This is a genomic window from Kribbella sp. NPDC003557, assembly GCF_040610805.1.
GTDB lineage: Bacteria > Actinomycetota > Actinomycetes > Propionibacteriales > Kribbellaceae > Kribbella.
Genome location: NZ_JBEXMY010000002.1, coordinates 330,193 through 356,397, shown reverse-complemented (window position 1 = coordinate 356,397; position 26,205 = coordinate 330,193). Strand labels below are relative to the sequence as shown.

Annotated in this window: 25 protein-coding genes; 10 read left to right on the top strand and 15 right to left on the bottom strand. The window is 69.6% G+C overall.

The window, feature by feature from the left end; genetic code table 11:
- Window positions 1-76: 76 nt before the first annotated feature.
- The 9 genes from ABZW60_RS07645 to ABZW60_RS07605 all read right to left on the bottom strand — a co-directional run bounded on the left by ABZW60_RS07645 (window position 77) and on the right by ABZW60_RS07605 (window position 8,824).
- Window positions 77-1,615 carry a cation acetate symporter gene (locus tag ABZW60_RS07645; RefSeq protein WP_355474937.1) on the bottom strand — a complete coding sequence of 513 codons (1,539 nt, stop codon included), beginning with the start codon at window positions 1,613-1,615 and terminating at the stop codon, window positions 77-79.
- A 2-nt stretch (window positions 1,616-1,617) separates the two neighbouring features.
- On the bottom strand, window positions 1,618-1,998 hold the full coding sequence (locus ABZW60_RS07640; protein ID WP_355474936.1) for a hypothetical protein: 381 nt from the start codon (window positions 1,996-1,998) through the stop codon (window positions 1,618-1,620).
- Between the two features lies 1 nt (window position 1,999).
- A complete protein-coding gene (locus tag ABZW60_RS07635) occupies window positions 2,000-2,743 on the bottom strand; it encodes a LytTR family DNA-binding domain-containing protein (RefSeq protein ID WP_355474935.1) in 744 nt (247 codons plus the stop codon).
- A 27-nt stretch (window positions 2,744-2,770) separates the two neighbouring features.
- Window positions 2,771-2,962: a hypothetical protein gene (locus tag ABZW60_RS07630; protein ID WP_355474934.1), complete on the bottom strand. Its 192-nt coding sequence runs from the start codon at window positions 2,960-2,962 to the stop codon at window positions 2,771-2,773.
- A 76-nt stretch (window positions 2,963-3,038) separates the two neighbouring features.
- Window positions 3,039-4,253: a formaldehyde dehydrogenase, glutathione-independent gene (gene fdhA, locus ABZW60_RS07625; RefSeq protein ID WP_355474933.1), complete on the bottom strand. Its 1,215-nt coding sequence runs from the start codon at window positions 4,251-4,253 to the stop codon at window positions 3,039-3,041.
- A gap of 179 nt (window positions 4,254-4,432) precedes the next feature.
- Window positions 4,433-5,563, bottom strand: a complete 1,131-nt coding sequence (locus ABZW60_RS07620) for a histidine kinase (RefSeq protein WP_355474932.1) — start codon at window positions 5,561-5,563, stop codon at window positions 4,433-4,435.
- Between the two features lie 17 nt (window positions 5,564-5,580).
- A complete protein-coding gene (locus tag ABZW60_RS07615; RefSeq protein WP_355474931.1) occupies window positions 5,581-6,318 on the bottom strand; it encodes a metallophosphoesterase family protein in 738 nt (245 codons plus the stop codon).
- A gap of 55 nt (window positions 6,319-6,373) precedes the next feature.
- Window positions 6,374-7,519 carry a hypothetical protein gene (locus tag ABZW60_RS07610; protein ID WP_355474930.1) on the bottom strand — a complete coding sequence of 382 codons (1,146 nt, stop codon included), beginning with the start codon at window positions 7,517-7,519 and terminating at the stop codon, window positions 6,374-6,376.
- Window positions 7,520-7,585: 66 nt separating this feature from the next.
- Entirely contained in the window at window positions 7,586-8,824 is a 1,239-nt protein-coding gene (locus ABZW60_RS07605) for a hypothetical protein (protein ID WP_355474929.1), read from the bottom strand.
- A gap of 82 nt (window positions 8,825-8,906) precedes the next feature.
- Between ABZW60_RS07605 and ABZW60_RS07600 the strand changes: the two genes are divergently transcribed.
- On the top strand, window positions 8,907-10,325 hold the full coding sequence (locus ABZW60_RS07600; RefSeq protein ID WP_355474928.1) for a serine/threonine-protein kinase: 1,419 nt from the start codon (window positions 8,907-8,909) through the stop codon (window positions 10,323-10,325).
- Here the strand turns inward: ABZW60_RS07600 and ABZW60_RS07595 are convergent.
- Window positions 10,322-11,257 carry a hypothetical protein gene (locus tag ABZW60_RS07595; RefSeq protein WP_355474927.1) on the bottom strand — a complete coding sequence of 312 codons (936 nt, stop codon included), beginning with the start codon at window positions 11,255-11,257 and terminating at the stop codon, window positions 10,322-10,324. The genes ABZW60_RS07600 and ABZW60_RS07595 overlap by 4 nt on opposite strands.
- Before the next feature lie 119 nt (window positions 11,258-11,376).
- Between ABZW60_RS07595 and ABZW60_RS07590 the strand changes: the two genes are divergently transcribed.
- Genes ABZW60_RS07590 through ABZW60_RS07575 form a run of 4 tightly spaced genes read left to right on the top strand, consistent with a single transcriptional unit; the run spans window position 11,377 to window position 15,548 of the window.
- The gene (locus tag ABZW60_RS07590; RefSeq protein WP_355474926.1) at window positions 11,377-12,711 is read left to right on the top strand and encodes a dipeptidase; all 1,335 of its coding nucleotides are present in this window, start codon (window positions 11,377-11,379) and stop codon (window positions 12,709-12,711) included.
- 43 nt (window positions 12,712-12,754) lie between these two features.
- The gene (locus ABZW60_RS07585; RefSeq protein ID WP_355474925.1) at window positions 12,755-13,876 is read left to right on the top strand and encodes an NAD(P) transhydrogenase subunit alpha; all 1,122 of its coding nucleotides are present in this window, start codon (window positions 12,755-12,757) and stop codon (window positions 13,874-13,876) included.
- Window positions 13,876-14,181, top strand: coding sequence for an NAD(P) transhydrogenase subunit alpha (locus ABZW60_RS07580; protein WP_355474924.1), 306 nt, complete (start codon window positions 13,876-13,878; stop codon window positions 14,179-14,181). Before ABZW60_RS07585 ends, ABZW60_RS07580 begins: the two co-directional genes overlap by 1 nt.
- The gene (locus tag ABZW60_RS07575; RefSeq protein ID WP_355474923.1) at window positions 14,178-15,548 is read left to right on the top strand and encodes an NAD(P)(+) transhydrogenase (Re/Si-specific) subunit beta; all 1,371 of its coding nucleotides are present in this window, start codon (window positions 14,178-14,180) and stop codon (window positions 15,546-15,548) included. Before ABZW60_RS07580 ends, ABZW60_RS07575 begins: the two co-directional genes overlap by 4 nt.
- A 742-nt stretch (window positions 15,549-16,290) precedes the next feature.
- On the opposite strand, the gene ABZW60_RS07570 is transcribed toward ABZW60_RS07575, so the two are convergent.
- Window positions 16,291-17,280, bottom strand: a complete 990-nt coding sequence (locus ABZW60_RS07570) for a LuxR C-terminal-related transcriptional regulator (protein ID WP_355474922.1) — start codon at window positions 17,278-17,280, stop codon at window positions 16,291-16,293.
- Window positions 17,281-17,291: 11 nt separating this feature from the next.
- The gene (locus ABZW60_RS07565) at window positions 17,292-18,275 is read right to left on the bottom strand and encodes a LuxR C-terminal-related transcriptional regulator (protein WP_355474921.1); all 984 of its coding nucleotides are present in this window, start codon (window positions 18,273-18,275) and stop codon (window positions 17,292-17,294) included.
- A 261-nt stretch (window positions 18,276-18,536) separates the two neighbouring features.
- On the opposite strand from ABZW60_RS07565, the gene purF reads away from it, so the two are divergent.
- Window positions 18,537-20,099 carry an amidophosphoribosyltransferase gene (gene purF / locus ABZW60_RS07560; RefSeq protein WP_355474920.1) on the top strand — a complete coding sequence of 521 codons (1,563 nt, stop codon included), beginning with the start codon at window positions 18,537-18,539 and terminating at the stop codon, window positions 20,097-20,099.
- A 20-nt stretch (window positions 20,100-20,119) separates the two neighbouring features.
- Window positions 20,120-21,193: a phosphoribosylformylglycinamidine cyclo-ligase gene (gene purM / locus ABZW60_RS07555; protein WP_355474919.1), complete on the top strand. Its 1,074-nt coding sequence runs from the start codon at window positions 20,120-20,122 to the stop codon at window positions 21,191-21,193.
- 275 nt (window positions 21,194-21,468) lie between these two features.
- Here purM and ABZW60_RS07550 read toward each other — a convergent pair whose 3' ends face one another.
- The 3 genes from ABZW60_RS07550 to ABZW60_RS07540 all read right to left on the bottom strand — a co-directional run bounded on the left by ABZW60_RS07550 (window position 21,469) and on the right by ABZW60_RS07540 (window position 23,568).
- Entirely contained in the window at window positions 21,469-21,654 is a 186-nt protein-coding gene (locus ABZW60_RS07550) for a DUF3073 domain-containing protein (protein WP_355474918.1), read from the bottom strand.
- Window positions 21,655-21,848: 194 nt separating this feature from the next.
- Window positions 21,849-22,655 (bottom strand): ABC transporter permease, encoded by an 807-nt coding sequence (locus ABZW60_RS07545; protein WP_355474917.1) that lies wholly within the window; start codon window positions 22,653-22,655, stop codon window positions 21,849-21,851.
- Window positions 22,656-22,683: 28 nt separating this feature from the next.
- Entirely contained in the window at window positions 22,684-23,568 is an 885-nt protein-coding gene (locus ABZW60_RS07540) for an ABC transporter ATP-binding protein (protein ID WP_355474916.1), read from the bottom strand.
- A gap of 142 nt (window positions 23,569-23,710) precedes the next feature.
- Between ABZW60_RS07540 and ABZW60_RS07535 the strand changes: the two genes are divergently transcribed.
- From ABZW60_RS07535 to ABZW60_RS07525, 3 genes are read left to right on the top strand one after another with little or no spacing between them, the layout of a single operon-like run.
- On the top strand, window positions 23,711-24,937 hold the full coding sequence (locus ABZW60_RS07535; protein ID WP_355474915.1) for a histidine kinase: 1,227 nt from the start codon (window positions 23,711-23,713) through the stop codon (window positions 24,935-24,937).
- Window positions 24,934-25,590, top strand: a complete 657-nt coding sequence (locus tag ABZW60_RS07530; RefSeq protein WP_355474914.1) for a response regulator transcription factor — start codon at window positions 24,934-24,936, stop codon at window positions 25,588-25,590. The genes ABZW60_RS07535 and ABZW60_RS07530 overlap by 4 nt, the downstream gene beginning before the upstream one ends.
- Before the next feature lie 38 nt (window positions 25,591-25,628).
- Window positions 25,629-26,117: a hypothetical protein gene (locus ABZW60_RS07525; protein WP_355474913.1), complete on the top strand. Its 489-nt coding sequence runs from the start codon at window positions 25,629-25,631 to the stop codon at window positions 26,115-26,117.
- Window positions 26,118-26,205: the final 88 nt, after the last annotated feature.

The following is a 26,205-nucleotide window of genomic DNA, read 5'->3' as shown; positions in this document are numbered from 1 at the left end:
CGCTCAGCGGAGCACACCAGTCGCTCGGTGGATCGCTCAACTGCGGTGAGCGGTAGGAATCACACGACGAACGGTCTCACCGGGGCGGGAGTCCGCGGTCGACGTCGACGGCCTCCGGTGTGTGCAGCCGGACCATCGAGCGGGCGGCGCCGGCCGGGATGCTGTCGGGGGTGAGTTTGGAGACCACGATGACCGTGACGAACGCGAGCGGCATCGTCCACGCGGCCGGCTGGCCGACGAGCGCCCGCGGCCAGCCGCCCTGCGGCGCGCCGGCCACGTTCACCAACGCCGCCGCGCTCGCGGCGATCCCGCCGACGACCAGCCCGGCTGCGGCGCCCGTCGTCGACATCCGCCGCCACCAGATCCCCAGCACCAGCAGGGGACAGAACGTCGACGCGGCGACTGCGAACGCCAGTCCGACGGTGTCGGCGAGGCTCAGCGACCCGGTCACCGTGAACGCCAGGTAGGGCACGATCATCGAGATCAGTGCCGCGATCCGGAAGCTGTTGACCGCGACGTAGTCGCCGCCGGTCCACCGGTGCAGCCGGCTGCGCAACAGGTCCTGGTCGATCACTCCGGCGATCGCGACGGTCAGCCCCGACGACGTCGACAGGAACGCCGCGAACGCGCCCGCCGCGACCAGCGCACCGAGCAGATCCCCTGTGGTACCAGGGAAAACTCGGCCGGGCAGCTCGAGGACGACGGTGTCGCCGCCCGTCGCGACGAGGTCCGGCGCGAACATCCGCCCGAGCACGGCGTACATCGGCGGGAAGAGGTAGAACAGCCCGAGCAGCGCCAGCACGACGACCGTCGTACGACGGGCCGCGCGACCGTCGGGGTTCGTGTAGAAGCGGACCAGCACATGCGGGAGGCCCATCGTCCCGAAACAAAGGGCCAGGAGCAACGAGTAGGTCGCGTAGAGCGGATGGTCGCGGCCGCCCGCGCGGGACAGCGGCTCGGCCCAGGCGGAGGCGGCGCCGTGCAACGAGTCGAGGACGCCGACCGGCTGGCGCCACATCAGCAGGATGACGAAGATCGGCGTCGCGAGTGCGGTGAGCTTGAGCCAGTACTGGAAGGCCTGGACGAACGTGATCGACCGCATGCCGCCCGCGGCCACGTTGATCACCACGATCACCGCGACGATCGCCGCCCCCACCTGCGGCGGGGCGCCCGTGACCGTCTGGACCGCCAGACCGGCGCCGTGCAGCTGCGGGAGCAGGTACAGCGTCCCGATCCCCACCACGAGCCCGGCGCAGATCCGGCGTACGGCGGCCGACTCGAAACGGGTCTCGGCGAAGTCCGGCAACGTGTACGCACCGGATCGGCGCAGCGGAGCGGCCACGAGGACGAGCAGCATCAGATAGCCGACCGTGTAGCCGACCGAGAACCACAGCATGTCGGCGCCGTTCACGAGCACCAGCCCGGCGACACCGAGGAACGATGCGGCGGACAGGTACTCGCCGCTGATCGCCGACGCGTTCCAGCGCGGGCTGACCGCGCGGCTGGCGACGTAGAAGTCGCTGGTGGTTCGGGAGATCCGCAGACCGAACAGGCCGATCCCGATCGTCGCCACGACCACCAGTCCGATCGCGGTGAGGCTGATCGCCGGCGACATCGTTACTGCCGCCCCACGAACTCGGTGAACTCGGCCTCGATCCGTTCGGCGTTCCGGACGTAGATGCGCGCGGCGACGTACACCACCGGGTACACCAGGATGCCGAGGATCACCCACGGCAGCGGCAGGCCGAAGACGGACACCGTGCGGGCAGGTGGGACCAGCCAGAACAGCAGCGGGATGCTGCCCAGCACGAGCAGGACGCCACCGATGACGGCCAGCGTGAGCCGGAGCTGGGACTGGATCAGCGACTGCATGTAGACCTGGCCGAGACGGGTCTGCTCGTCGATCTCCCGCGTACCGGTGGGCATGATCGGACGCCGGGCCGCGCTGGTCCGGGGGCTGGTGACGCGGACCCTGCGCGGTCCTTCCGGCGTACTCATGTCACTTCAGTGAGGTCGAACGGACGAGGAGGTCGCGCAGCTCGCGGGTGTGCCGGCGGCTGACCGGGAGCCAGTCGTCACCGACCCGGACCGAGCAGCGGCCGCCGTCCACCCGCATCTCGTCCACATGCTGCAGAGCGACCAGGGTGCTGCGGTGGATGCGGGTGAAGCCGGCGTCCCGCCACCGTTCCTCGAGCGTGCTGAGCGGTATCCGGACCAGGTGTGAGTTCTGGCCGGTGTGCAGGCGGGCGTAGTCGCCCTGCGCCTCGACGTACCGGACCGTGGAGCGCTGCACGAACCGGGTGACGCCGGCGAGCTCCACGGCGATCACCTCGTCCTCCGACTCGTCCGGTGACTGCAGGCCGGCCGGCGCGCCCTGGGTGACGACCCGGCGGACGGCCTCGGCCAGGCGCTCCTGCCGGACCGGCTTCATCACGTAGTCGGTGGCCTCCAGGTCGAACGCCGCGACCGCGTGCTCGTCGTACGCCGTCACGAACACGATCTGCGGCCGGCTGGCGAACTTCGAGAGCACCCGGGCCAGGTCGATACCGTCCAGGCCGGGCATCTTGATGTCACAGAACACCACGTCCAGGTCGGCGGCCTGCAGGATCTTCAGCGCCTCGGGGCCGTTCGAGGCCGTCCGGATCGGGCCGATCCGGGGGTCCTGCTGCAGCAGATAGACCAGCTCGGCCAGGGCAGGCTCCTCGTCGTCGGCGACCAGCGCGCGCAGGGGAGTGTCGGCCATATGCGAACACTAGAAGACGAGCAGCCTCTACGTCAGCAGGTGCGGTGGGTGATCGGGACGGTGCTCCCAGCGCAGCCGGTGCGAGCCGTAGCCCGCGGCGTGCACGCCGTCGTGCCCGCGCGGCCGCCGGCAGTAGTAGTACGGCGAGTACAGGTCCTTGCAGGAGTCGTCGTGGCTCGTGTAGGCGAACTCGAGATCCAGCCGGCTGTCACTGGTCATGGAAGACGCTCTGTCATGGTCCGCAGCCTCGGCGCGGCGGGAGCCGGCCGGTGCCCGCTCCCGCCGCGCTGCCGGGTCAGTTGATCATTCCGTGCGGATCGAGCACGTACTTGCGGGCCGCGCCCTTGTCGAACTCGGCGTACCCCTGGGGTGCGTCGTCGAGCGAGATCACGGTGGCGTTCACGTTCTTCGCGATCTGCGTCCGGTCGTGCAGGATCGCCTGCATCAACTGGCGGTTGTACCGCATCACCGGGCACTGCCCGGTGGTGAACGACAGCGACTTCGCCCAGCCGAGGCCGAGGCGGATCGACAGCGAACCGGTCTTCGCTGCTTCGTCACTGGCCCCGGGGTCACCGGTCACGTAGAGCCCCGGGATTCCGACCGCGCCACCGGCCCGGGTGACGTCCATGACGGTGTTCAGCACCGTCGCCGGCCGCTCGGCCCGGGCGTCGCTGCCGTGGCCGTGCGCCTCGAACCCGACCGCGTCGATCGCACAGTCCACCTCGGGTTCGCCGACGATCTGCTCGATCTGGTCCTTCGGATCGCCCTGCGACACATCGATCGCCTCGCATCCGAAGGAACGGGCCTGGTCGAGCCGGTCCTTCTGCAGGTCCGCCACCATGACGACCGCGGCGCCGAGCAGGAGCGCGGCCGTGGCCGCGGCCAGTCCGACGGGGCCGGCACCCGCGACGTACACCGTGGATCCGGTGCCGACACCGGCGGTGACGGCGCCGTGGTACCCGGTCGGGAAGATGTCCGCCAGCATCGCGAGGTCGCGGATCTTCTCCATCGCCTGGTCCTTGTCGGGGAACCGCAGCAGGTTCCAGTCGGCGTACGGCACCAGCGCGTACTCCGCCTGACCGCCGACCCAGCCGCCCATGTCGACGTAGCCGTAGGCCGAGCCCGGCCGGTCCGGGTTCACATTCAGGCAGACTCCGGTCTTGCCCTCCTTGCAGTTGACGCACCGCCCGCAGGCGATGTTGAACGGCACCGACACCAGGTCGCCGGTCTTGATGAACTCGACGTCCCGGCCGACCTCCACCACCTCACCGGTGATCTCGTGGCCGAGCGCGAGTCCGGGCGGTGCGGTGGTCCGGCCGCGCACCATGTGCTGGTCGCTGCCGCAGATGTTGGTCGCCACCACCTTCAGGATCGCGCCGTGCGGAATCTGCCGGCCGACGTTCGCCGGATTGACACCCGGCCCGTCCTTGAGTTCCAGGGTCGGGTAGTCGATGGTCTCGACTGCCACGTCGCCTGGTCCCTTGTAAATGACTGCCCTGTTTCCTGGCACGAGCGATGCTCCTCTCCAGGATCCTCCACCGCGCAGCGGTGGAAACGTCCGCTACCACGGGCCGTGATCGCCATGGGAGAGACAGAAGGCGATCCGGTCGTCGCCTGCCCCGGTCGATGTCCTCGGGACGTTGCCGACGCTAGTCCGACCGGCCGGAACCGTCAACGAAACAAGGCTCTCTATGGCGAGGCATGCACTCCTGAGGAGTACTTGGGGATCCGGAACGTCACCTTCGTGCCCGCGTCGACGGCGGTCTCCACGACCAGCCCGTAGGCGTCGCCGTACACCTGCCGCAGCCGGGCGTCGACGTTGCCGAGACCGACCGAGTCACTCCCGGACTCGCCGGACAGGGCGGCCCGGATCACCTCCGGGTCGCTGCCGGAGCCGTCGTCCTCGACGCTGATCTCCGCCTCGTTGATCTGGTCCCGCGCGCGGATCGTGATGTGGCCGACCCCCGTCGTCCCCTCCAGGCCGTGCCGTACGGCGTTCTCCACCAGCGGCTGGACGACCAGGAACGGGATGACGACCGGCAGCACCTCGGGAGCGATCTGCAGCGACACCTTGAGGCGGTCGCCGAAGCGGGCCTGCTCCAGCACCAGATAGCGCTCCACGTTGCGCAGCTCGTCCGCCAGCGTGGTGAATTCGCCACCACGCCGCAGGGCATACCGGGAGAAATCTGCGAACTCCAGCACCAGCTCACGCGCCCGCTCCGGGTCTGTGCGTACGAACGAGGCGATGGCCGCGAGAGCGTTGTAGATGAAGTGCGGGCTGATCTGGGCGCGTAGCGCGCGCAGCTCCGCCTCCATGGCGCGGGTGCGCTCCTTGTTGAGCTCCGCGAGCTCCACCTGACCGGAGACCCACCTGGCGACCTCCTCGGTCGCTCTGACGAGCGCTGCGGAGGTGTTGTTGCTGTATGCGACCAGGACGGCGACCACGCGCTCCTCGGTGACGATGGGCGCCACGACCGCCGTACGGATCGGGCATTGCGGGTCGCCGCAGGCCACGTCGTGCGCACCGAGTACGGCCGTCCGGCCGGAGCGGAGCGTGACCGCGGCGAGGTCCTTGGCGTCGCGGCGGTGGTTGCTCTCGTACGGCCCGCCGACGCCGTCCCAGGCCAGGACGCCGGAGGAGTCGCAGATCGCGATGGCCGCCGTACCCAGCAGGTCCCTCAGGTGGCGGCTGGCCTTACCGGCCGCGGCGGGTGTCAGGCCTTCGCGCAGGTGTGGACTGGCCAACGAGGCGGTATGCAGGGTCGCGTACGTCGCCTTGTCGGCCAGCGTCCCGAAATGCTTCCGCCGGCGCGTGAACACTCCATGACGGTAACCGCTCAGGCCTCCGCGCGCGGCCTGAACGCCTCGAGCGCCTCCGTGTCGGAGTAGGTGTGCAGCAGGTACTCCGCGACCCACTCCGCCCGTCCCGGGTACGTCGACTCGCTGACGATCCGGTCCGCGGCCTCGGCCGCGTCGAGCGGTGCACGACGCAGCTGTACTCCGTCCGCGGTGAGGAGCGCCCAGCTCGGCCCAGGGGCGCCGTACGGCATCCCGACGCTTCCCGCGTTCACCACCAGCCGCCGGTCAACCTGCCGGGCGAAGGGCATGTGCGTGTGCCCGCAGACCACCGTCCTGACCTCGTCCGGCAGCCCGCTGAACACCTCTGCCCACCGAGAGATCGGACTGTCCACCAGGACCATCTCCTCGTCGTCTCGCGGCGTGGCGTGGCAGAACAGCACGTCCCCGACGGTCACGGTCGTCGGTAGGCCGGCCAGCAGCTCGACCTGATCCGCCCGGAGCTGTTCAGCAGCCCACGGGCTCACCGCGTCCGGCGGCTGCTGGTCGAACTGCCCGCGAGCCATCTCCACCAGCTCCCGGTCCGCGTTGCCGCGCACCCACACCACGCGGTCGCCCAGGGCGGTCAACACGTCCAACGTCTCGACAGGCTGCGGCCCACTGGCGATGTCCCCGGCCAGCACGATCCTGTCCGCCGTCTGCACGTCCGGCTCGGCCAGAACCGCCTCCAGCGCCGGGAGCACGCCATGGACGTCAGCCAGGACAGCAACAGTTGTCATAGCTGCAGTCTGCCCCGAAAACCCTTGTGGTGAAGGGAGATCTGCCCAGGGCAGATCAGGCGCCGATCAGCAGCTCACCCTTGGCCAGCGGTGTGGCCAGTTCACACGCTCCGGTCGAGATCGTGCAGCGGACGATCGACGCGGCGGTGCTCTCGCCGGTGTCGGCGAGCAGCAGCAGGTGCTGGTCGTCCTCCGGGACCCACTGCCGGAACACACCGGACCACTCGTGCAGCAGCGTGCCCTTCTTGGCGTCCAGCACAGCTGCGATGCCGTTGCCGTAGCCGTCCTGGTAGATCGGGCCGGCGATCGCGGTCGCGCCGTCCGGCGTGAAGCCGACGATCTGGTAGTCGCAGGTGCGCCACAGCCGCTTGCCCGCCGGCACCGTGAGGAGGCTGCTGCAGCTGTTCTGGTCGGAGATGGTGGTCAGTGAGCCCGCCGTACCGACGCTGGACACGGCCATCGCTTTCGGGACCGGCTTGACGATCGTCGCCGTCGGCTCACCGGGCGTCCACTCGTACAGACTGCTCATGCCGTCCTGGGTGGCCGACGCGTCGAAGTAGACCTTGCCGTTGAGGTAACCGAGCAGCGTGGTGTTCCAGATGTCCGGCACGGTGACCTTGTGGATGCTGTCGCTCTCCGCGTAGACAGTCGCCCCGGGCAGGTCCTCACCGGTGTCCTTCAGTTGCGTGGCGACGTACGCCGCGGCGGTGCTGTCCTCGGTGGTGGCGATCTGGGTGACATCCGGGGTCCGCCGCGTGACCTTGCCGTCGGAGCCGATCGTCAGCATCTCGGTGCCGTAGCCCTTGGTGACCACGGCGAGCGCCGACGAGCGCAGCCGCGCGACCTCCTGGATCTGCGTGCTTCCCGGGACCTTGATGTCGGCCCCGGCGCCGCCGCGGATCGTCCGCCCGGCCAGATAGGTGACCTGCGGCGCGCGGCCGGGGGTGAGCTTCTGCAGGTCGATCTTCGTCTTCACCGGCCCGGCGGGCGTGCTCGTCGACGGGGTCGAGGGTTTCGGCGTGGCGCTGGTTGTCGTCGGCTCCGTGGTCGTGGGCGTCGTCGGTGAACTGGACAGCGGGGCAGCGTCGGCGGTGGCGGCCGTGGTCGGTCCCTGGCGGTACGCGAGTGCCCCGCCGGTCGCCACCGCGGCGACGGCGATCGCGGCGACGATGATCACGAGTCGCCTGTTCGTGTGCCGCATCGACACGCTCCTGTCCGTTGTCGGTCTGTCCACCTGTTCGACGCCGGACGGCTCCGGTTGGTTGGATCAGGTGCCGATCCGCAGCGCCTTGTCGGTGCTGATCGAGGTGGCGAGCTCGCACGCGCCGGTGCTGATCGTGCAGCGGATGATCGCGCTCTTCGTCCCCGGGTCGCCGCCCCCTCCGGAGGCCACGGCGACGATCAGCACGTGCTGGTCGTCCTCGGCCACCGACTGGTGGAAACAGCCCTTCCACTCGCGGAGCAGCTTGCCGGTGCCGACGTCGAGCGCGACCTGGACGGTGTCACAGTAGCCGTCGCCGTACGCCGATCCGCCGATCGCCGTGCTGCCGTCCGGGGTGAACCCGGACACCATGTTCTCGCAGGTCCGGAACAGCTGCCGCCCGGTGCCGATCTCGACGACGCTGGAACAGCTGCCGCTGTCGTTCAGCGTGCCCATCGACGCGGAGACCCGGCCGTTGGCGGACACCGCCGTCGGCGAGACCACGCTCTTGAGCTTGACGCCCGACGACGCCCCGGGCGTCCAGCTGTACAGCGTCCACGCCCCGTCCTCGGTGCTCGCGGCCCGGTAGTAGACCTTGCCGTCGGCAAAGGCGAGCACCTGCAGGTTCCAACTGTCCGGCAGCTTCAGGGACTTGAGTGAGCTGGTGGTCTCGGCGTACACGGTCCCGCCCTTGACCGCCTGGCCCATCGAGCTGATCCGGGCCGCGGCGTACGCCGCCGCCGACTGGTCGCGCGTGGTCACCAGCGACGACACACCCGGAGTGCGGCGGACCACCTTGTCGTACTGCGTCTTCAGCAGTTCGGTGCCGTCGTTCCCGTCCTGGACGATCGCCAGCGCGCCCTCACCCAGGCGGCCGACCGCGATCACGCCGCCGGTGCCGGGGAGCTTGACCACGTCGCCGGAGCCGCCGCGGATCTCGCGGTCGACGAGGTACGGCACCTGCGGTTCGCGGCCCTCGGGCAGCTTGCTGACGGTCAGCGTGACCTTGGTCGGACCGGTGACCGTCGCCGTCGGACTGGGTGGCGTTCTGATGCTCGGCGGCGGTGTGGCGGACGGCGTCCGGCTGACGATCGGGGTGCGGCTCACGGCTGGAGTCGGGGTGGGGGCCGGCGTCGGCGTGGGTGTGCCGGTGAGCGGCGCCGCCCTGCCTTCGGCCTCGGCCGGCCCCGTGCGGTACGCCAGGGCGCCGCCGATCGCGACCGCCGCGACCGCGACCGCGCTGACCAGGATCACCAGCCGCCTGTTGGTGTTCCGCATCGCCGGGCCCCCTCCGTCGTCCCCCATGAATTGTCCTTCTGACGTCGTAGACGGCCGGTTTGTTCGGTGCGGCGAACGGGTCGCAGGAAGGATCAAGCATAATTACGCCATGGACCAGCCACCCCGGATCGGCCGGTACTCCCTGGTCCGCCGGGTGGGTGCCGGAGGTTTCGCGACCGTCTGGCTGGCGCGCGACGAGCAGCTCGACGCCGAGGTCGCGGTCAAGATCCTGTCCGAGAACTGGGTCGAGGACGAGGACGTCCGCCGCCGGTTCCTGGCCGAGGGCCGGTTCCTGCGCAAGGTCGACTCGCTGTACGTCGTCGGCGTGCACGACATCGGCGAGGCCGACGACGGCCGCCCGTTCATGGTCCTCACCTACGCCGACGGCGGCACCCTCGCGGACCGGATCAAGGCCGGCCCGCTCGAGTACGGCGAGGCGGTCCGGATCATCAACCAGGTCGGCCGCGGCCTGAAGCACCTGCACGCCCGCGGCGTCCTGCACCGCGACGTGAAGCCGGCCAACGTCTTGTTCCGCACCGACCCGAACGGCGACCGCGCGATGCTGTCCGACCTCGGGCTGGGCAAGTCGCTCGCCGAGGTCTCCCGGATCACGATGCCCGGCGGCACCCCGGCGTACGTCGCCCCCGAGCAGGTCATGGGCGAACGGCTGGACCACCGCGCCGACCTGTACTCGCTGGGCGCGGTCGCGTACGCCGCCTTCACCGGTCAGGCGCCGCACGGTGTCGTCAGTCTCGGCGCGGTCATGCAGATCGACGCACCGCCACCCTCGATGACCACCCTGCGCGAGGACGTGCCGGACGCGATCGACGTCGTCGTACGGCGCGCCCTGGAGCCGGACCGCGACAAGCGCTGGCCGGACCTCGACAGCTTCCTCAACGCGCTCCGCGAGGCTCACACCACGGGCAAGGTACCGGCAGGCCTCGTCCCAGCCGCAGCCATGCCGACCCCGGCCGCCACCACCGCCCCGGTCGACCAAGCCACCGCACTGGCCAACGCGAACCAGTCCACGGTCGCCGTAAAGCCCAGGCGCAGCCGCCGAGCCGGTGTCCTCACAGCACTCGCCGCAGTCCTCCTAGCAGCGGCTGGCGGCTACGGCGGCTACCAGTACGTCCTCACCCGCCCGGTCAAGGTGGAGGCCGGCCATCTGTCGGTGGCCGTTCCACGGAGCTGGTCGCAGAAGGCCGTGGACAACGACAAGGCCCTGCTCGTGAGCACCAGCACCTCTGGCTGGCAGACCAACTCGGACGTCGAGGGCGTGTACCTGGGCGAGATCGCCGCCCAGGAGCTGCCGACGGCCGGTGCGGCTCCGGCTGGATGCAGCTCGTCCGCGCCGAAGAACGGCGTGATCGGCGACCAGAACACGGTCACCTTCGTCTACACCTGCGGCTCGGCGCAGGTCGTGGACCAGTACCGCCAGATCAATCCGTCGACGCTGCTTCGGGTGCAGGTTCGTGAGAGCGACCCGAAGCAGCGGCAGGAAGTGCTGGACTCCGCGAAGTACTCCTAGGGGACCAGTGATGTCAGCGACGAGATGGTTGCCTTGTGCATCCGGGGGATGACGTTCAGCGTGGCGGGGTCCGACGCGTACAGGTGTGAGCCGGACTCGTAGACCAGGTACGCGGTGCCGTTGTACTCCGTGATGCCCTCGGTCATGCTCGGTGCGCGGAAGCAGCTGAGGGCCGCCGCGTCCAGGTCCTTCTGGCCGCGCTTCACCACGTAGATGTTGCTGCGGTTCCCGCGGCCGTACGACGTGCTGTAGATGAAGTGGTTGGCGGTGACCGTCAGGCCCTGCGTCTTCGTCGGGATCTCCCAGGCGCCGGCGACCGTGGTCAGCGTGCCGTCGTCGGCGATCTTGTACTCGTACATGGTTCCGCGTCCGGTCTCGTTGAACGTCCCGGAGAACAGCGAGTCCCCGTAGCTCCCCATGAACGACGACCCGGCCACGTCACGCGCCGTCCCGACCTGCGCGAGGTACGGCGTACCCGCCGCCTTCAACGCGTCCCGCAGCTCGGTCAGCCGGTACTTGCGGATGCTGCTGCCTTGGCCGGACACGAACGCCCAGCCCTTGCTCACGGTGATCCCGCCGACGTGGGACTCGGCGATCGCGACCACGCCGACCGTCGAGCCGGTGGACGGGTCGATCCCGTAGATCTGTGAGTCGGCTCCCTCGCGGTACGCCGCGATCAGGATCAGGTTCTTGCCGGAGCCGTCCCAGTTGTACCAAGTGCCGGCACCCTGCGGGGTGTGCGTGCCGAGGTTGGGAATGCTCGCGCTGTTACTGAACCGGGCGTCGTACTTGTACGAGGCGGACGGTCCGTCGTAGAAGGTCGATCCTCCACTCGTGGAGGTGTCGCAGCTGATCGCTGCGTGCGCCGGCGTGGCAGCCGTGAGTGCTGCGGCCAGGACCGTGATGACGATGGCAAGGGGGCGCTTGACCATGGTGATCCTCTTCGGTTGTGGGCGGAAACCTACGAGAATCTCAGAGTAAATCGCCAATGAGTAACGCGCGAGGGCTGACTGGGCGTCGGTTCCGCGAACGGACGCCGTACGGTTGTCGCATGACCGATCTGTCCGCGGCGATCGACCGCGTTCTGCCCAGCGTCCGTGCCGACCTCGAGGACCTCATCCGGATCCCGTCGGTCAGCTACGAACCGGCCCGCGCGGCCGACGTCCAGCGCTCCGCGGAGGCGACCGCGGCGCTGTTCGAGGCGGAGGGCTTCACGGCGAAGATCGTCCGGGTCGGCGACGGCGCGCCGGCCGTGATCGCGAAGAAGCCGGCCCCGGCCGGGAAGCCGACCGTGCTGCTGTACGCGCACCACGACGTCCAGCCGACCGGGCCGGTCGAGCAGTGGACCTCCGACCCGTTCGAGCCGACCGAGCGCGGCGACCGGCTGTACGGGCGGGGCGCCGCCGACGACAAGGCGGGGATCGCCGCGCACCTGGCCGCCGTACGGGCCTTCGGCAACGACCTCCCGGTCGGCGTGACGGTGTTCGTCGAGGGGGAGGAGGAGATCGGCTCGCCGACCCTGCTGCAGCTGCTCGACGAGTACTCCGAGGAGCTCGCCGCCGACGCCATCGTGATCGCCGACTCCGGCAACTGGGAGGTCGGGCACCCGGCGCTGACCGTGTCGCTGCGCGGCCTCGTCGAGGCGTACGTCGAGGTCCGGACGCTCGACCACGCGGTGCACTCGGGCCTGTTCGGCGGGCCGATCCCGGACGCGCTGTCCGCGCTGTGCCGGCTGCTGGCGACCCTGCACGACGACAAGGGCGACGTCGCGGTCGACGGTCTGCACGCGTCCCGCGCGGCCGACGTCGTGTACCCGGAGGACCGGCTGCGCGCCGAGTCCTCGGTCCTCGACTCGGTCCGGCTGACCGGCTCGGGCTCGCTGGTCGACCGGCTGTGGACGCGCCCGGCGGTCGCGGTCGTCGGCATCGACGCCCCGTCGGTGGCGGAGGCGAGCAACACGCTGGTCCCGGTCGCCCGGGCCAAGGTCAGCCTGCGGGTCGCCCCCGGTGACGACGCCGTCAAGGCCAGCGCGGCCCTGCGTGACCACTTGGAGAACCACGCGCCGTGGGGCGCGCAGGTCACCGTGACCGAGGGGCAGAACGGGCAGCCGTGCAGCGTGAACGCCCGCGGCGCCGGCTACGAGGCGGCCCGGTCGGCGTTCCAGGAGGCCTGGGGCGTCGAGCCGATCGACATGGGGATGGGCGGCTCGATCCCGTTCATCGCCGAGTTCCAGCAGGCATTCCCGGAGGCCACGATCCTGGTCACCGGCGTCGAGGACCCGGACACCAGGGCCCACGGCATCGACGAAGGTCTGCACCTCGCCGAGTTCCGCAAGGTCTGCCTGGCGGAGGCTCTGTTGTTGCAGAACCTCGCACACCAGGCGTGACCGGGCTTTCCGGCGACCCAGTGTTTGGCATAGGTTTCGGCGAGTGAAGATCGCAGTCGTACGGGAGACCAGACCGGCCGAGCGCCGGGTCGCCCTGGTGCCGGAACAAGTCGCGAAACTGATCGAGCTCGGTTACGAGGTCGCGGTCGAGCCGGCCGCCGGTGAGCGGGCGCTGTTCTCCGACGACCAGTACCGCGAGGCCGGCGCTGACGTGGCCTGGGGCGCCGACCACGCGGCCACCGTCGTGGCGTCGGTGCAGCCGCTGGAACGCGAGCGCCTGCAGCGGTTGCACGCCGGTACGGCGCTGATGTCGTTCCTGCCGACGAACCCGCCCGACGTGGTCCGGACCGCAACCCGGGCCAAGCTGACGGCGTTCGCGATGGAGCTGATCCCGCGGATCTCCCGGGCCCAGTCGATGGACGCGCTGTCCTCGCAGGCGCTCGTCGCCGGGTACCGGGCCGCGATCGTCGCTGCCGAACGGCTGCCGCGGTTCTTCCCGCTGAACATGACCGCGGCCGGCACCGTCCCGCCGGCCCAGGTCCTCGTCCTCGGCGCCGGCGTGGCCGGCCTGCAGGCGATCGCCACCGCGAAACGCCTCGGCGCGGTCGTCAAGGCGTACGACGTGCGCACCGCCGCCGCGGAGGAGATCGCGTCGATGGGCGCCGTACCGATCGAGCTCGAGCTCGGCACCCTCGACGGCCCCGGCGGGTACGCGCGTGAGATGACACCGGAGCGTGCACAGCTCCAGCGCGACCTGCTCGCGCCGTACGTCGCGGCCGCTGACGCCCTGATCACCACCGCCGCCGTACCGGGCCGGACCGCGCCCATGCTTGTCACCCGGTCGATGGTCGAGCAGATGAAGCCGGGCTCGGTGGTCGTCGACCTGGCGTCCGAGCAGGGCGGCAACGTCGAGGGATCGGTCGCCGGGACCGAGCTGACGATCGGCGACGCGCTGGTCTGGGGCGGGGCGAACGTCCCGTCACAGATGGCCGGACCGGCGTCACGGCTCTACGGTCAGAACATCGCCAACCTGATCCGGCTGATGACGCGCAACGCCGCGTTCGACCCCGACTTCGACGACGAGATCGTCCGCGGCTGCTGCGTCACCCACGACGGCACGGTGTTGCACGAGCCCACCCGCGAGCTCTTGAAGGGACAGGCATAGTGACCGGGTCCATCGCACTACTCACGATCTTCGTGCTCGCGGCGTTCGTCGGCGTCGAGGTGATCAGCAAGGTCTCCTCGACACTGCACACCCCGCTGATGTCCGGGGCGAACGCCATCCACGGCGTCATCCTGGTCGGCGCCATCATCGTCACCGGCACCGCCGACTCGGCGATCGTGGTCGCCGTCGGGCTGCTGGCCGTCGTCCTCGCGACCGTGAACATGGTCGGCGGGTTCGTGGTCACCGACCGGATGCTGCAGATGTTCAAAGGTCCGGGGGCTCGCAAGAAGGAGCTGCACAAGTGATCCCCACCTGGGCCCAGATCGGCTATCTGGTCTCCGCGGTCTGCTTCATCGTCGCGCTGAAGGCGCTGTCGTCGCCGCGCAGCGCGCGCTCCGGCAACCTGATCGGCGCCGCGGGCGCGGCGCTCGCGGTGATCATCACGTTCGCCGCCTACAAGCCGGACCACCTGGCGCCGATCCTGATCGCGCTGGTGATCGGCACCGTCGGCGGCGTGGTCGGCTCGCGGCGCGTGCAGATGACCCAGATGCCGCAGCTCGTTGCCCTGTTCAACGGTGTCGGCGGCGGCGCGGCCGCGCTGGTCGCGCTGCTCGAGCTCGGCGAGGTCCCGGCCGACGCGACCGTCGCGGCGATCGCCACGGCGTTCACGATCCTGGTCGGCGCGGTCAGCTTCTCCGGCTCGGTGGTGACATTCGCCAAGCTGCAGGAGCTGATGACGACCCGTCCGGTGACCTTCCCAGGTCTGCCGGTGCTCTTCGTCGCGTCGCTGCTGGGCGGTGTCGCGCTCGCGGTGTGGCTGGTGTCGGACCCGCGCGTGTGGGTCGGCGTCCTGCTGTGCCTGCTCGGCCTCGCGATCGGGGTCATGCTGGTGCTCCCGGTGGGCGGGGCCGACGTACCGATCGTCATCTCGCTGCTGAACGCCTTCACCGGTCTGACCGTGGCCGCCGGCGGCTACGTGCTGGGGAACACGCTGCTGCTGATCGCGGGCACGCTGGTCGGCGCGGCCGGTACGTTGCTGACCAAGCTGATGGCGGACGCGATGGGGCGCTCCGTCTTCAACATCCTCTTCGGCGCGGTTCGCGGCGGGTCGACTCTCGGCGGCGGTACGGCGTCGGAGCGGCCGGTCATCTCGGGCGGGCCCGAGGACGTCGCGATCCTGCTCGGGTACGCGAACAAGGTCATCATCGTGCCCGGGTACGGCCTCGCCGTCGCGCAGGCGCAGCACACCCTGCGTGACCTCGTCGAGGAACTGCAGAGCCGCGGCGTCAAGGTCGACTACGCCATCCACCCGGTGGCCGGCCGGATGCCCGGCCACATGAACGTCCTGCTCGCCGAGGCCCAGGTCCCGTACGACCAGCTCCGCGAGATGGACGACATCAACGGCGACTTCAAGACCACCGACGTAGTCCTGGTAGTAGGCGCCAACGACGTGGTCAACCCCGCCGCTCGCACCACCCCCTCGGCGCCCATCTACGGCATGCCGATCCTCAACGCCGACGAGGCCCAACGAGTCATCTTCCTCAAACGCTCCATGCGCCCCGGCTTCGCCGGCATCGAGAACGAACTCCTCTACGACCCCAAAACCACATTGTTGTTCGGCGACGCCCGAGACTCCCTGACGAAGCTGCTGGCGGCGCTCAAGACGGTCTGAGCTACACGCCTTCGGCAGCGGTCGTACGGCGCTGATGGCGGCGGACCACAGCCCGCGGACGCGTCAATCGGCTAGCGGCAGGACGATGGGATGCGGCTTTGCAGCCGTACAGCAGAAGCGGCGTTGCCGGCGAGGCCCGGTCCCTCGGCGGGGGCTGTGCCGGCGGTGGGGCATGCGGCGTGGACTGTGCGTCGGACCGGGCTCGTGTCCTGGGGATGCACGTCAATCGGCTGGCGGTACCACGGTGGGACGCGGGTCTGTAGCCGTACAGCGGTGGCGGTGTCGGCATTGGGGACGCGCGGCGTGGGCTCATGTGTCGGCGCCGCGCGTCGATCGGTTAGTGATGCGACTGTCGCGGGCGTGGTCGCACGATTCTGCGGCCCTGTTGGAACTGTTGTCGTACATAAGCTAGCGGCACTGGCGCTCGTCGGTGCGTACGCCGAGCCCCGGCGATAGGTCGTACGGCGATGGCTCGCGTCGGCTGTTGTAGCGGGGCAGTGGTCATGGTGGTCCGTCGCACGCCGGGTCCGGTGCGATCAGTTCGGGTACTGCCGTGCAGGTGGCCGCACCCGGTCAACGGCCTCCCCCGGCCAATGTCGTTCGTTGTCGAGGACAGGTTCCCTCTGTTTGACTTCGGTACCGAGGGGCCGGGCGGCGCACCCATTCCTCTCACCCGCCCCGAACAAGGAGCAAACACTTTGTCCCGTATCACAAAACCCTTTACCCGCGGCTGGGACTGGGGTTAGTCCACCCACCCGCGTTGCGCCGCCCGAACCCCCAGTTCAAACCGCCCCGAAGCCCCCACCTGCTCACTCAACTTCGCCGCAATCCGCCGCACGGTCCGCATCGAAATGCCTAGCTTCCGCGCAGCTTGCTCGTCCGTCGCACCCTCGACAAGCAGCCGAAGAAACTCGGTCTCCTGGGCGCTGAGCACGGCCGGTCCTGGCAACGCCGGCTCCACCAGCGGCCGTGCGTCCCGCCAATAGCGTTCGTACAGATCGATCACGATCCGCAGGATCGACTTGCTGTGATGAATCATCGCGCCGACCGAGGTGTTGTCGGGATCGATGCCTATGACAACGGCCTCGCCGTCGAAAATGATCATCTTCAATGGAACCGACGGGACCACGCGAGACTTTGCGCCGTAACCGGCGACATAGTCAAGGTATTCGCGGGCGCCGCGAGTCTTCACCTGGGACTCGACGACGAGGTAGCGCGCGTCAATCCCACGCTTCAAGTGCACGGTGTCCGGGGAATCTTCGGGATCGCGCGGCATCTCCTGGGGGGCATACGGTGGAAACATTGCCCACATCGACTTCGTGGGCTGAAAGACCTGCATCCGCTGGTAGGCACGCTCTCCGTGGAGAATCTCCACCTCGCCTGCCTGCCGCTGGATCAGGAATTCGGAGTAGTCGGAAACGAAGCGTGATCCCGCCGCTTTGCTGGAATTGAGCTCTTCGGCCAGCTTGTCGATCTCGCGCTGCCTGCGATCCGCCAGCAATTCGAATCCAGTCGCCGGGTGCAGGGGGTACTCTTCGCCCGCGATGTTCCATCGTGGAACGAGTAGCCCCATCTCCCGGAGTCGGCCAAGTCGTACGCTGGCCTGTTCCTCGGACATGTTCACTTCCGTGGCGAGTTCTGCGAGCTCGGACGGCCGAACCAACTCAGGCCGCCGGAGAAGGGCGCGGTAGACCCCGACCTCATCGTCGGTCAGACCCAGCGGCTCGAACAACGAACGATCCGTCAGACCCAGCCGCGCTTGGCCGCGGCCACGCCGAGTTCGAAGCGGCTGGCGGCGTCGAGGCGTTCGGAGAGGTTGGCGGTGATTCGGCGGGCGGTGCGGAGGGAGATGCCCAGGAGACGGGCTACCTGCTCGTCCTTGGCGCCGCCGGCGAGGAGGCGGAGGACCTCTGCCTCGTGCGGGGTCAGAGGAGCGTCGTCATCGCGGTCTTCAGGGGCGAAGAGCTCGGTCGCCCGCGCCCAGTACGAGTCGAACAGGGCGAGCGCCAACGAGACAACGCCCGGACTGCGTTGGATGAGCGCCCCGGCGGTCGGGTTCTCAGGGTCCATGGGCATGACCGCGATCTCACGGTCGAAGATCAGCAGCCGCATCGGAAGGGTCGGCGTCGCCCGCACTTCGCCGCCGAGTCGGTGCATCTTGGCGGCGTAGTCCAATGCGTACTTCGATTGCGTCATGCTCTGGAGATAGATCGTCCGCATCCTGAGCCCGCGCTCGAGGTGGTCGAAGTCTGGGGAACGCTCGGCCGGTTTGATGGTGTCGTCGATATGCGCGGGCACGAATCCCCAGAACGTCTCCCGGCTCTTCAACGCCAGTTCCTCGATGCGGCGGGAGGCGTTCGCGCGCCCCTTGAGCACCTCGACGTCGCCGCTGCTGCGTGCGGTCAGGAGTTCGTTGTACTGCTCTGCCACGACGTCGGCCGAGGCCTCGGCCTCCCTGAGCTCGCCGAGCATCTTGTTCAGTTCCGTGCGGCGGCGTTCGGCCAGCCCGGTGAGACCGACGCGAGGGTGGACCGCGTGCTCGCCGTCGGGCTGTGTCCACGTCGGGACCAGCAGTTCCAGCGTCCGCAGCTTGTCCATCAGTTCGTGAACTTCCGCGACAGAACGATTTAGTAGCGCGGCAATCTGGTCGGGCGTACTGTCTGGGTGGCTGAGAAGGGCGTGATAGACCGCAAACGTGGCTTCGTCCAGCCCCAGCGGCTCCAGCACGTTTCTACTCCTCCAGAACTTGTCGGAACCGACCATATACAGAGCGCGTCGACAAAGAGCACTCCGTTCTGGTTCCGGATTCTGTCGAAAGGACAACTCGTGATCAAGAAGTTGCTGATTGTAGTCGCTTCGGCGCTGCTCCTTGGGGTGGCATCAACTGTGCCTGCCGTGGCTGCTGGTGCCCAGCCGAGCTGCACCATCGAGATGACCTGCTGGTAGACGCTGGTCTTGGGTCCTCTGGGCGTCCCGTAGACTGCTGGTGTGGCTCGTGGCGATGGTCGGCTTACTGATGAACTCGACCCGCAGGATCTGGGTCCGCAGGACGCTTGTGGCGTCTTCGGGGTCTGGGCGCCGGGGGAAGAGGTTGCCAAACTCACCTACTTCGGGCTCTATGCCTTGCAGCACCGGGGGCAGGAGTCGGCCGGGATCGCGGTCAGTAACGGGAGTCAGATCCTCGTCTACAAGGACATGGGGCTGGTCAGCCAGGCCTTCGACGAGGCCACGCTGGCGTCCCTGCGCGGCCATATCGCGATCGGGCACTGCCGGTACTCGACGACCGGGTCGAGCGTGTGGGCCAACGCCCAGCCGACGTTCCGCAGTACGGCGACCGGCTCGATCGCGCTCGGTCACAACGGGAACCTGACCAACACCAGCGACCTCGCCGCCAGCCTGAACGGCGAAGGTGACCTGGATCTCGGTCTGGACGCCGACGTCGACCACGCCAAGGCGAACGCGAAGCACGGCGCGTCGAGTGACACCGACATCCTGACCTCGATGCTGGCCGGCTACCCCGATCTGACGATCGAGCAGGCGGCGGCCAAGATCCTCCCGAAGGTCAAGGGCGCGTTCAGCCTGATCTTCATGGACGAGAACACCCTGTACGGCGCCCGCGACCCGCAGGGCATCCGCCCGCTGGTGCTGGGCCGGCTGGAGCGCGGCTGGGTGATCGCCAGCGAGACCGCCGCGCTCGACATCGTCGGCGCGAGCTTCATCCGTGAGGTCGAGCCGGGCGAGATCGTCGCGATCGACGCCGAAGGGCTGCGCTCGACGAAGTTCGCCGAGCCGAACCCGAAGGGCTGCCTGTTCGAGTTCGTGTACCTGGCCCGCCCGGACACCCAGATCTCCGGCCAGCGGATCTACTCGACCCGTGTCGAGATCGGCCGCAAGCTGGCCAAGGAGCACCCGGCCGAGGCCGACCTGGTGATCGCGACGCCCGAATCCGGTACGCCGGGCGCGATCGGGTACGCCGAGGAGTCCGGCATCCCGTACGGTTCCGGCCTGGTCAAGAACGCGTACGTCGGCCGCACGTTCATCCAGCCGAGCCAGACGATCCGCCAGCTCGGCATCCGCCTGAAGCTGAACCCGCTGCGCGAGGTGATCGAGGGCAAGCGCCTGGTCGTGGTGGACGACACGATCGTCCGCGGCAACACCCAGCGCGCGGTCATCCGGATGCTGCGCGAGGCGGGCGCCAAGGAGATCCACGTGCGGATCACCGCGCCGCCGGTGAAGTGGCCGTGCTTCTACGGCATCGACTTCGCCAGCCGCGCCGAGCTGATCGCGAACGGGCTGAACACCGAGGAGATCTGCCGCTCGCTCGGCGCCGACTCGCTCGGGTACATCAGCCTGGACGGTCTGGTCGAGGCGACCACGGTCCCGAAGGAGCGGCTCTGCCGGGCCTGCTTCGACGGTGTGTACCCGGTCGACCTGCCGGACCCGGAGCACCTGGGCAAGCACCTGCTCGAGCTGCCGGTGGCCACCGACGTCGACGGCCTGGCCACGGTGTCCGGTGGCGGCGGCGCCGCGGACGCGCTCAGCCGACCGTAGTACCCAACAGGGAGAACACAGTGAGTCAAGGCGCGAGTTACGCCGCTGCCGGGGTCGACATCGAGGCCGGTGACCGGGCCGTCGAGCTGATGAAGGAGTGGGTGGCGAAGGCGACCCGCCCCGAGGTGGTCGGCGGGCTCGGCGGGTTCGCCGGGCTGTTCGACGCGACCGCCCTGACGTCCTACCGGCGGCCGCTGCTGGCGACGTCGACGGACGGGATCGGGACGAAGGTCGCGATCGCGCAGAAGCTCGGCAAGCACGACACGATCGGGTTCGACCTGGTCGGGATGGTCGTCGACGACCTGGTCGTGTGCGGCGCGGAGCCGCTGTTCATGACCGACTACATCTGCACCGGCAAGGTGGTGCCGGAGACGATCGCGCAGATCGTGAAGGGCATCGCGGAGGCGTGTGTCGAGGCCGGTACGGCGCTCGTCGGCGGCGAGACGGCGGAACACCCGGGCCTGCTGGAGCCGGACGAGTACGACGTGGCGGGCGCGGCGACCGGTGTGGTCGAGGCGGACGAGGTGCTCGGCGCGGAGCGGGTGCGCGCGGGGGATGTCGTCGTGGCGATGGCGTCGTCGGGACTGCACTCGAACGGGTACAGCCTGGTGCGGCACGTGTTCTTCGAGCGCGCGAAGTGGACACTCGACCGGGTCGTGCCGGAGCTGGGTACGACGCTGGGCGAGGTGCTGCTGACGCCGACCCGGGTGTACGCCAAGCACTGCCTGGAGCTGATCCAGGAGCTGAACGGTGGCGACGACAAGCCGATGCACGCGATGTCGCACGTCACCGGCGGCGGCTTCGCGGCGAACCTGGCGCGGGTCATCCCGGACGGGCTGTCCGTGCGGATCGACCGGTCGACGTGGACGCCGGCGCCGATCTTCGGGCTCGTCGGGCTGCTCGGCGACGTCGCGCTGCCCGAGCTCGAGAAGACGCTGAACATGGGGGCCGGCATGGTCGCCGTCCTCGAACCGGCCGCCGCCGACGCCGCGATCCAGGCGCTGGCCGCCCGCGACATCCCCGCCTGGGTGTGCGGCGAGGTCACCGCGACGCCCGGTGGCACGGTCGCCCTCGAAGGCTCCTACGCCAAGTAGGCCCGAGCGAGCAGCGCCCGAGCAAATAGCCTCGGGCAAGTAGGCCCCGAGCGACCAGGGCCCGAGCACGCAGGCCCGACACAAGTAAGCCTGAGACGGTGGGCCGAGACCCTCTCACACGAGGTCTCGGCCCGCCGTCCTGTCTCAGGGCCACCGGCAGCAGGGAACGCCGAACCCCCACAAGTGGTACCGGTGTGGTGAATCACGTCGGACGCACGGTGAACTGCCCAGTCACCCCGAGGGGCCACCGAGCAGCTCAGCCGGGCTGATGTTGCTTACCGACGGGGGTGGTAGTCGTCGGCGTCGTAGTCGTCGCCGTCGTTGTCGCCGTTCGCAGAACTGTTGCCACCCTGCTCACCGGACAGCTCTCGCTTGAGCTGGTCCAAGTCGGTGTCCCAGGTGCGGTACTTCAGGTCGCGTGCGACCTTCGTCTGCTTGGCCTTTGCACGGCCGCGCCCCATAGCGTCGACCCCCTCGCACAAGTCAACCGGGTACGCTGCGTGGCGCCCACGGATCAGTCGTCAGTAATCGTGGTTCAAGGATACCCGGAGCCAGGGATCGACACACGCACCGCCCCCTGGCAGAGGTCCGATCACACCGTAGGCGGGGCCGGCCGGCCCCCTCGAACCGGCCCGCCCCGCCGTGTCGGCACCTGCTACTTGACCTCGCGACGTGAGCTAGCCCACAGTCCGACGATGGTCGGCAGGACGATCCAGACCCCTACCGCGGTGAGCGTCTCCGGCACCATCCCGTGCAGGTCGCGCTCCGCGATCCGGCCGAGCGCGCCGAACACGTCCAGCCAGTTCGCGTTGTCCTTGAACAGCGCCGGCCCGGCCAGCGACCAGGCGGTCGGGGCGATGAAGTAGACCAGGATCGCGACCGCGGTCTGTGCGATCACGGCGCCGAAGGCCGCGCCCATCACCACGTTCAGCGCAACGGTCAGGTAGCCGCCGGCGAGCTGCCCGCCCAGCCCGGCGTACGTCGTACCGCGGCCGGAGGTCGCCCCGGCGAGCGCGGTCCCGGCGAAGGCCAGCAGGACGACGCCCGTGGTCACGACCGCGCTGAGCACGATCGCCGAGACGAACTTGGCCAGCTGGACGCGCACCCGGCGCGGCGACAGCGTGAACGTGGTCAGCGCGGTCCGCTGCGTCCACTCCGACGTCATCGCCATCACGCCGATGACCGGCAGGATCAGCATCGGGCCGGCGGACGCGGCGCCGAGGAAGCCCTCGAACCCGACCGTCCCCTGCGGCAGGTGGGTGAGCTGCCAGGTGATCGCGGCGACCGCCAGCAGCAGGATCGCGGCGATCAGGACCCGGCCGCTGCGGGTGTCGACGGACTTGCGGAGCTCGAGCGCGACGAGCTTCAGGAAGGACTGGCCGCGCGCGGGCGGCAGGCTGGTCGCCACCTCGGCCCGGTGCTTGGCGGGTGCCGAGGGTGCGACGTCGGTCACGGTGGTCATCAAAGGTCTCCAGAAGAAGTAGGTGTGATCAGGCGGCGACAGGCTGGGCGGTCAGCTGGAAGAACAGGTCCTCCAGGCCGGCGCCGTCGCTCTGGCGGAGTTCGAGAAGGATCTGGCCGGCCGTGGCGGCGGCCCGCCCGACCTGCTCGGCGGTGGCGTCGACGCGCAGCGAACCGTCGGACAACGGCTCGAGCTGCAGCCCGGCGGCGGTCAGGGCCTCGTTCAGGCCGATCGGGTCGAGGCCGCGGACGAGCGTGCCGGACCCGGCCAGCAGCTCCTCCAGCGAGCCGTTTGCGACGATCCGTCCGCCGCCGATGACGACCAGCCGGTCGACGGTCGCCTGCACCTCACCCAGGAGGTGGCTGGACAGGACCACCGTGCCGCCCCGCGCGGCGAAGTCCTGCAGCAGCCCGCGCATCCAGCGGATGCCCTCCGGGTCCATCCCGTTCGCGGGCTCGTCGAGAATCAGGACGGCGGGATCCCCGAGCAGCGCGCTCGCGATGCCGAGCCGCTGCCGCATACCGAGCGAGTACTGACCGACGCGGCGCTTCGCGGCGTGGCTGAGCCCGACGGCCTCGAGCATCTCGTCGGTGCGCGTCTTCGGCACGCCGAGCAGGCTCGCGTTCAGCAGCAGCGTCTCGCGGCCGGTCCGGCCGGGGTGCTGCGCGGCAGCGTCGAGCATGACCCCGACGACCCGGCCCGGGTTCGGCAGGTCGGCGTACCGCTTGCCGGTGATCGTGGCGGTGCCGGAGGTGGGCGGCGTCAGCCCGGTGAGCATCCGCAGCGTGGTGGACTTGCCGGCGCCGTTCGGGCCGAGGAAGCCGGTGATGCTGCCCGGCTGAACGGTGAAGGACACGTCCTGGACAGCCGTGGTGCTGCCGTAGCGCTTGGTCAGGTTCTCGACGGTGATCATGGCAACGAGTCAACCGTCCGCGACCCCGGTCGCACATCGGACGAGCGGCTGCCGTGACCCCCTACGAAAGTCGTCCGATCGGCTCCGGAACCCACCCGGAAGAGGGACGTGATCGCGTCGGCCGTCGAACTACAGTGACGGAATGCGACGGTTGCGGAGGTGGTACGCCTGGTGGGCCAGGCATGCCCCGCGCCTGCGCGACCTGCTGTACGTCGCCTTCAGCCTGCTCACGATCGTCCTGCAGGCCGCGTCCGGCGGCAACGGGTGGTCGGTCAAGGACTGGTACGTGCTGGGCGCCGGGATCGTTGCCTCGGTCGTCCTTTTCTGGCGCCGGCGGTTCCCGGTCACCGTCACCGCGGTCACCGTGCTGGCGATGCTGACCGGCGGGATCTTCGTGCCGATGGGGCTCGCGCTGCTGACGCTGGCGATCCGCCGCCGCGACCTCGCGCTGGCGATCCTCGGCCTGGCCGGCTACGCGGCGTACGTCCTGAACAGCTGGGGCAACGAGAACCAGATCTGGGTGTCCGTCTTCACCGGGCCGTTCCTGGTCGGCACCTGGGTCGCCATCGGGGCGTACGTCGGTGCGCGCCGCGACCTGATGGCGTCGCTGCGGGACCGTGCCGAGCGGGCCGAGGCGGAGCGCGAGCTGCGCAGCGACCAGGCGCGGCTCGGCGAGCGGTCCCGGATCGCCCAGGAGATGCACGACGTGCTCGCCCACAAGGTCTCGCTGATCGCGCTGCACGCCGGCGGCCTCGAGGTGAACCCGGCGGTCGGGCCGGACAAGGTCGAGGGATCCGCCCGGCTGATCCGCGAGACGGCGCGGCAGGCGATGGAGGACCTGCGCGAGGTGCTCGGGGTGCTGCGGACCGACGTCAGTGTGGCCGGGGCCGACCTGGCGCCCGTCCCGAAGGCGTCGGACCTCGAGCGGCTGATCAAGGCCTCGCGGGACGCAGGGGTCACGGTGGGGTACGACGTGACGCTGCCGGACGACGTACCGGTGTCGGTCGGGCGGACCGTCTACCGGGTGGTGCAGGAGTCGCTGACCAATGTGCACAAGCACGCGCGTGGCGCCGCGACCGACGTACAGGTCCATGGCGCGCGTGGTGAGGGCGTGACGGTCAGGGTGGCGAACGTGCGGCCGGTGGCTGCTGGTTCACTGCTGCCTGGTGCCGGTGCGGGGCTGGTCGGCCTGCGGGAGCGGGTGCAGCTGGTCGGCGGACGGCTCTGGATCGGCCCGACGCCGGAAGGCGGCTGGCGCGTGGAAGCCTGGCTGCCCTGGCCCGACGGCCGAGACGGAGACGTTGGGCTGCAGGGAGACGCAGGGGTACGAGGCGACGCGGTGTCGCAGGGAGATGAAGGGGAGCGATGACGCGGCTGCTGATCGTGGACGACGAGGCGCTGGTGCGGGCCGGGCTGAAGATGATCCTCGAGTCCGACGAGGAGCTCGAGGTGGTCGCCGAGGCCGAGGACGGCGCGGACGCCGCGGCGATGGTGAAGCAGCATCGGCCGGACGTCGTACTGATGGACATCCGGATGCCGCGGCTGGACGGCCTGGCGGCGACCCGGGAGGTGCAGGCGCTGCCCGACCCGCCGAAGATCGTCGTCCTGACGACGTTCGACCTGGACGACTACGTGTTCCGCGCGTTGCAGGCAGGCGCCAGCGGGTTCCTGCTCAAGGACACGCCGCCGCGCGAGCTGGTGCAGGCGATCAAGGTGGTGGCCGCAGGTGACGCGATGCTGTCGCCGGCGGTGACCCGGCGGCTGATCGGCCACTTCGCCGGCGATCCGCGCGCCGACCGGAAGCGGGCCGCGCAGGAGCGGATCAGCAAGCTGACGGAGCGGGAGCGCGAGGTGCTGGTCGAGGTCGGCCGCGGCCTGCAGAACGCCGACATCGGCCGCAAGCTGTTCATGAGCGAGGCCACCGTCAAGGCCCACGTCTCCCGCTCCCTGGTGAAGCTCGACGCAACCAACCGCGTCCAGGTCGCCATCCTGGCCTACGAAGCCGGCCTGCTCGACGACTAGCTGACCGAGTACACCTGCGCGCCCTTAAGGTTGGCGCCGTGGACGAGACGTTGTACCGCAAGAGCCTCGGCAACCCGTGGGTGTACGGCGTTCTTGCCGTCGCGGCGCTCGCACTGATCGGCGTCGGCAGCCTGCTCGCCCAGCCGGCTCTTCTGGTGGCAGGCGTGGTGCTGCTCCCGGTGGCGATCTACTTCTTCGCCCAGACCCGGTACGGCAACGTCAGCGTCACCCGGCAGGAGTTGGTGATCGGCAAGCACACGCTCGTACTGCGAGACCTGGATCGGTCGTTCGGCGCCCACCCGGCAGAAGCCGTGCTGAGCAAAGCCCAGCTGGACAGGCTCAACACCCAGACGGCGAGCGATGTCGTCGGTGAGACCGGTGTGCGGATCGTCGGGGGCGCGTGGGGACGACTGGGGCGCGGTGTGCAGTGGATCGTGGTCCGTCGTACGGACTCTCCTGAGCTGCTGGCGGTTCCGGCGCGGCAGCCGAAGGAGCTGCTGGCGGCTGTGAACGCGGCCCTGGCATAAGCCGGTAGCGCCCGACAGACAGGAAACCGGCCCGATCCGTCGGAGGGGTGGGGGCGACGGATCGGGCCGGTTTCGGAGTCAGCGCGCC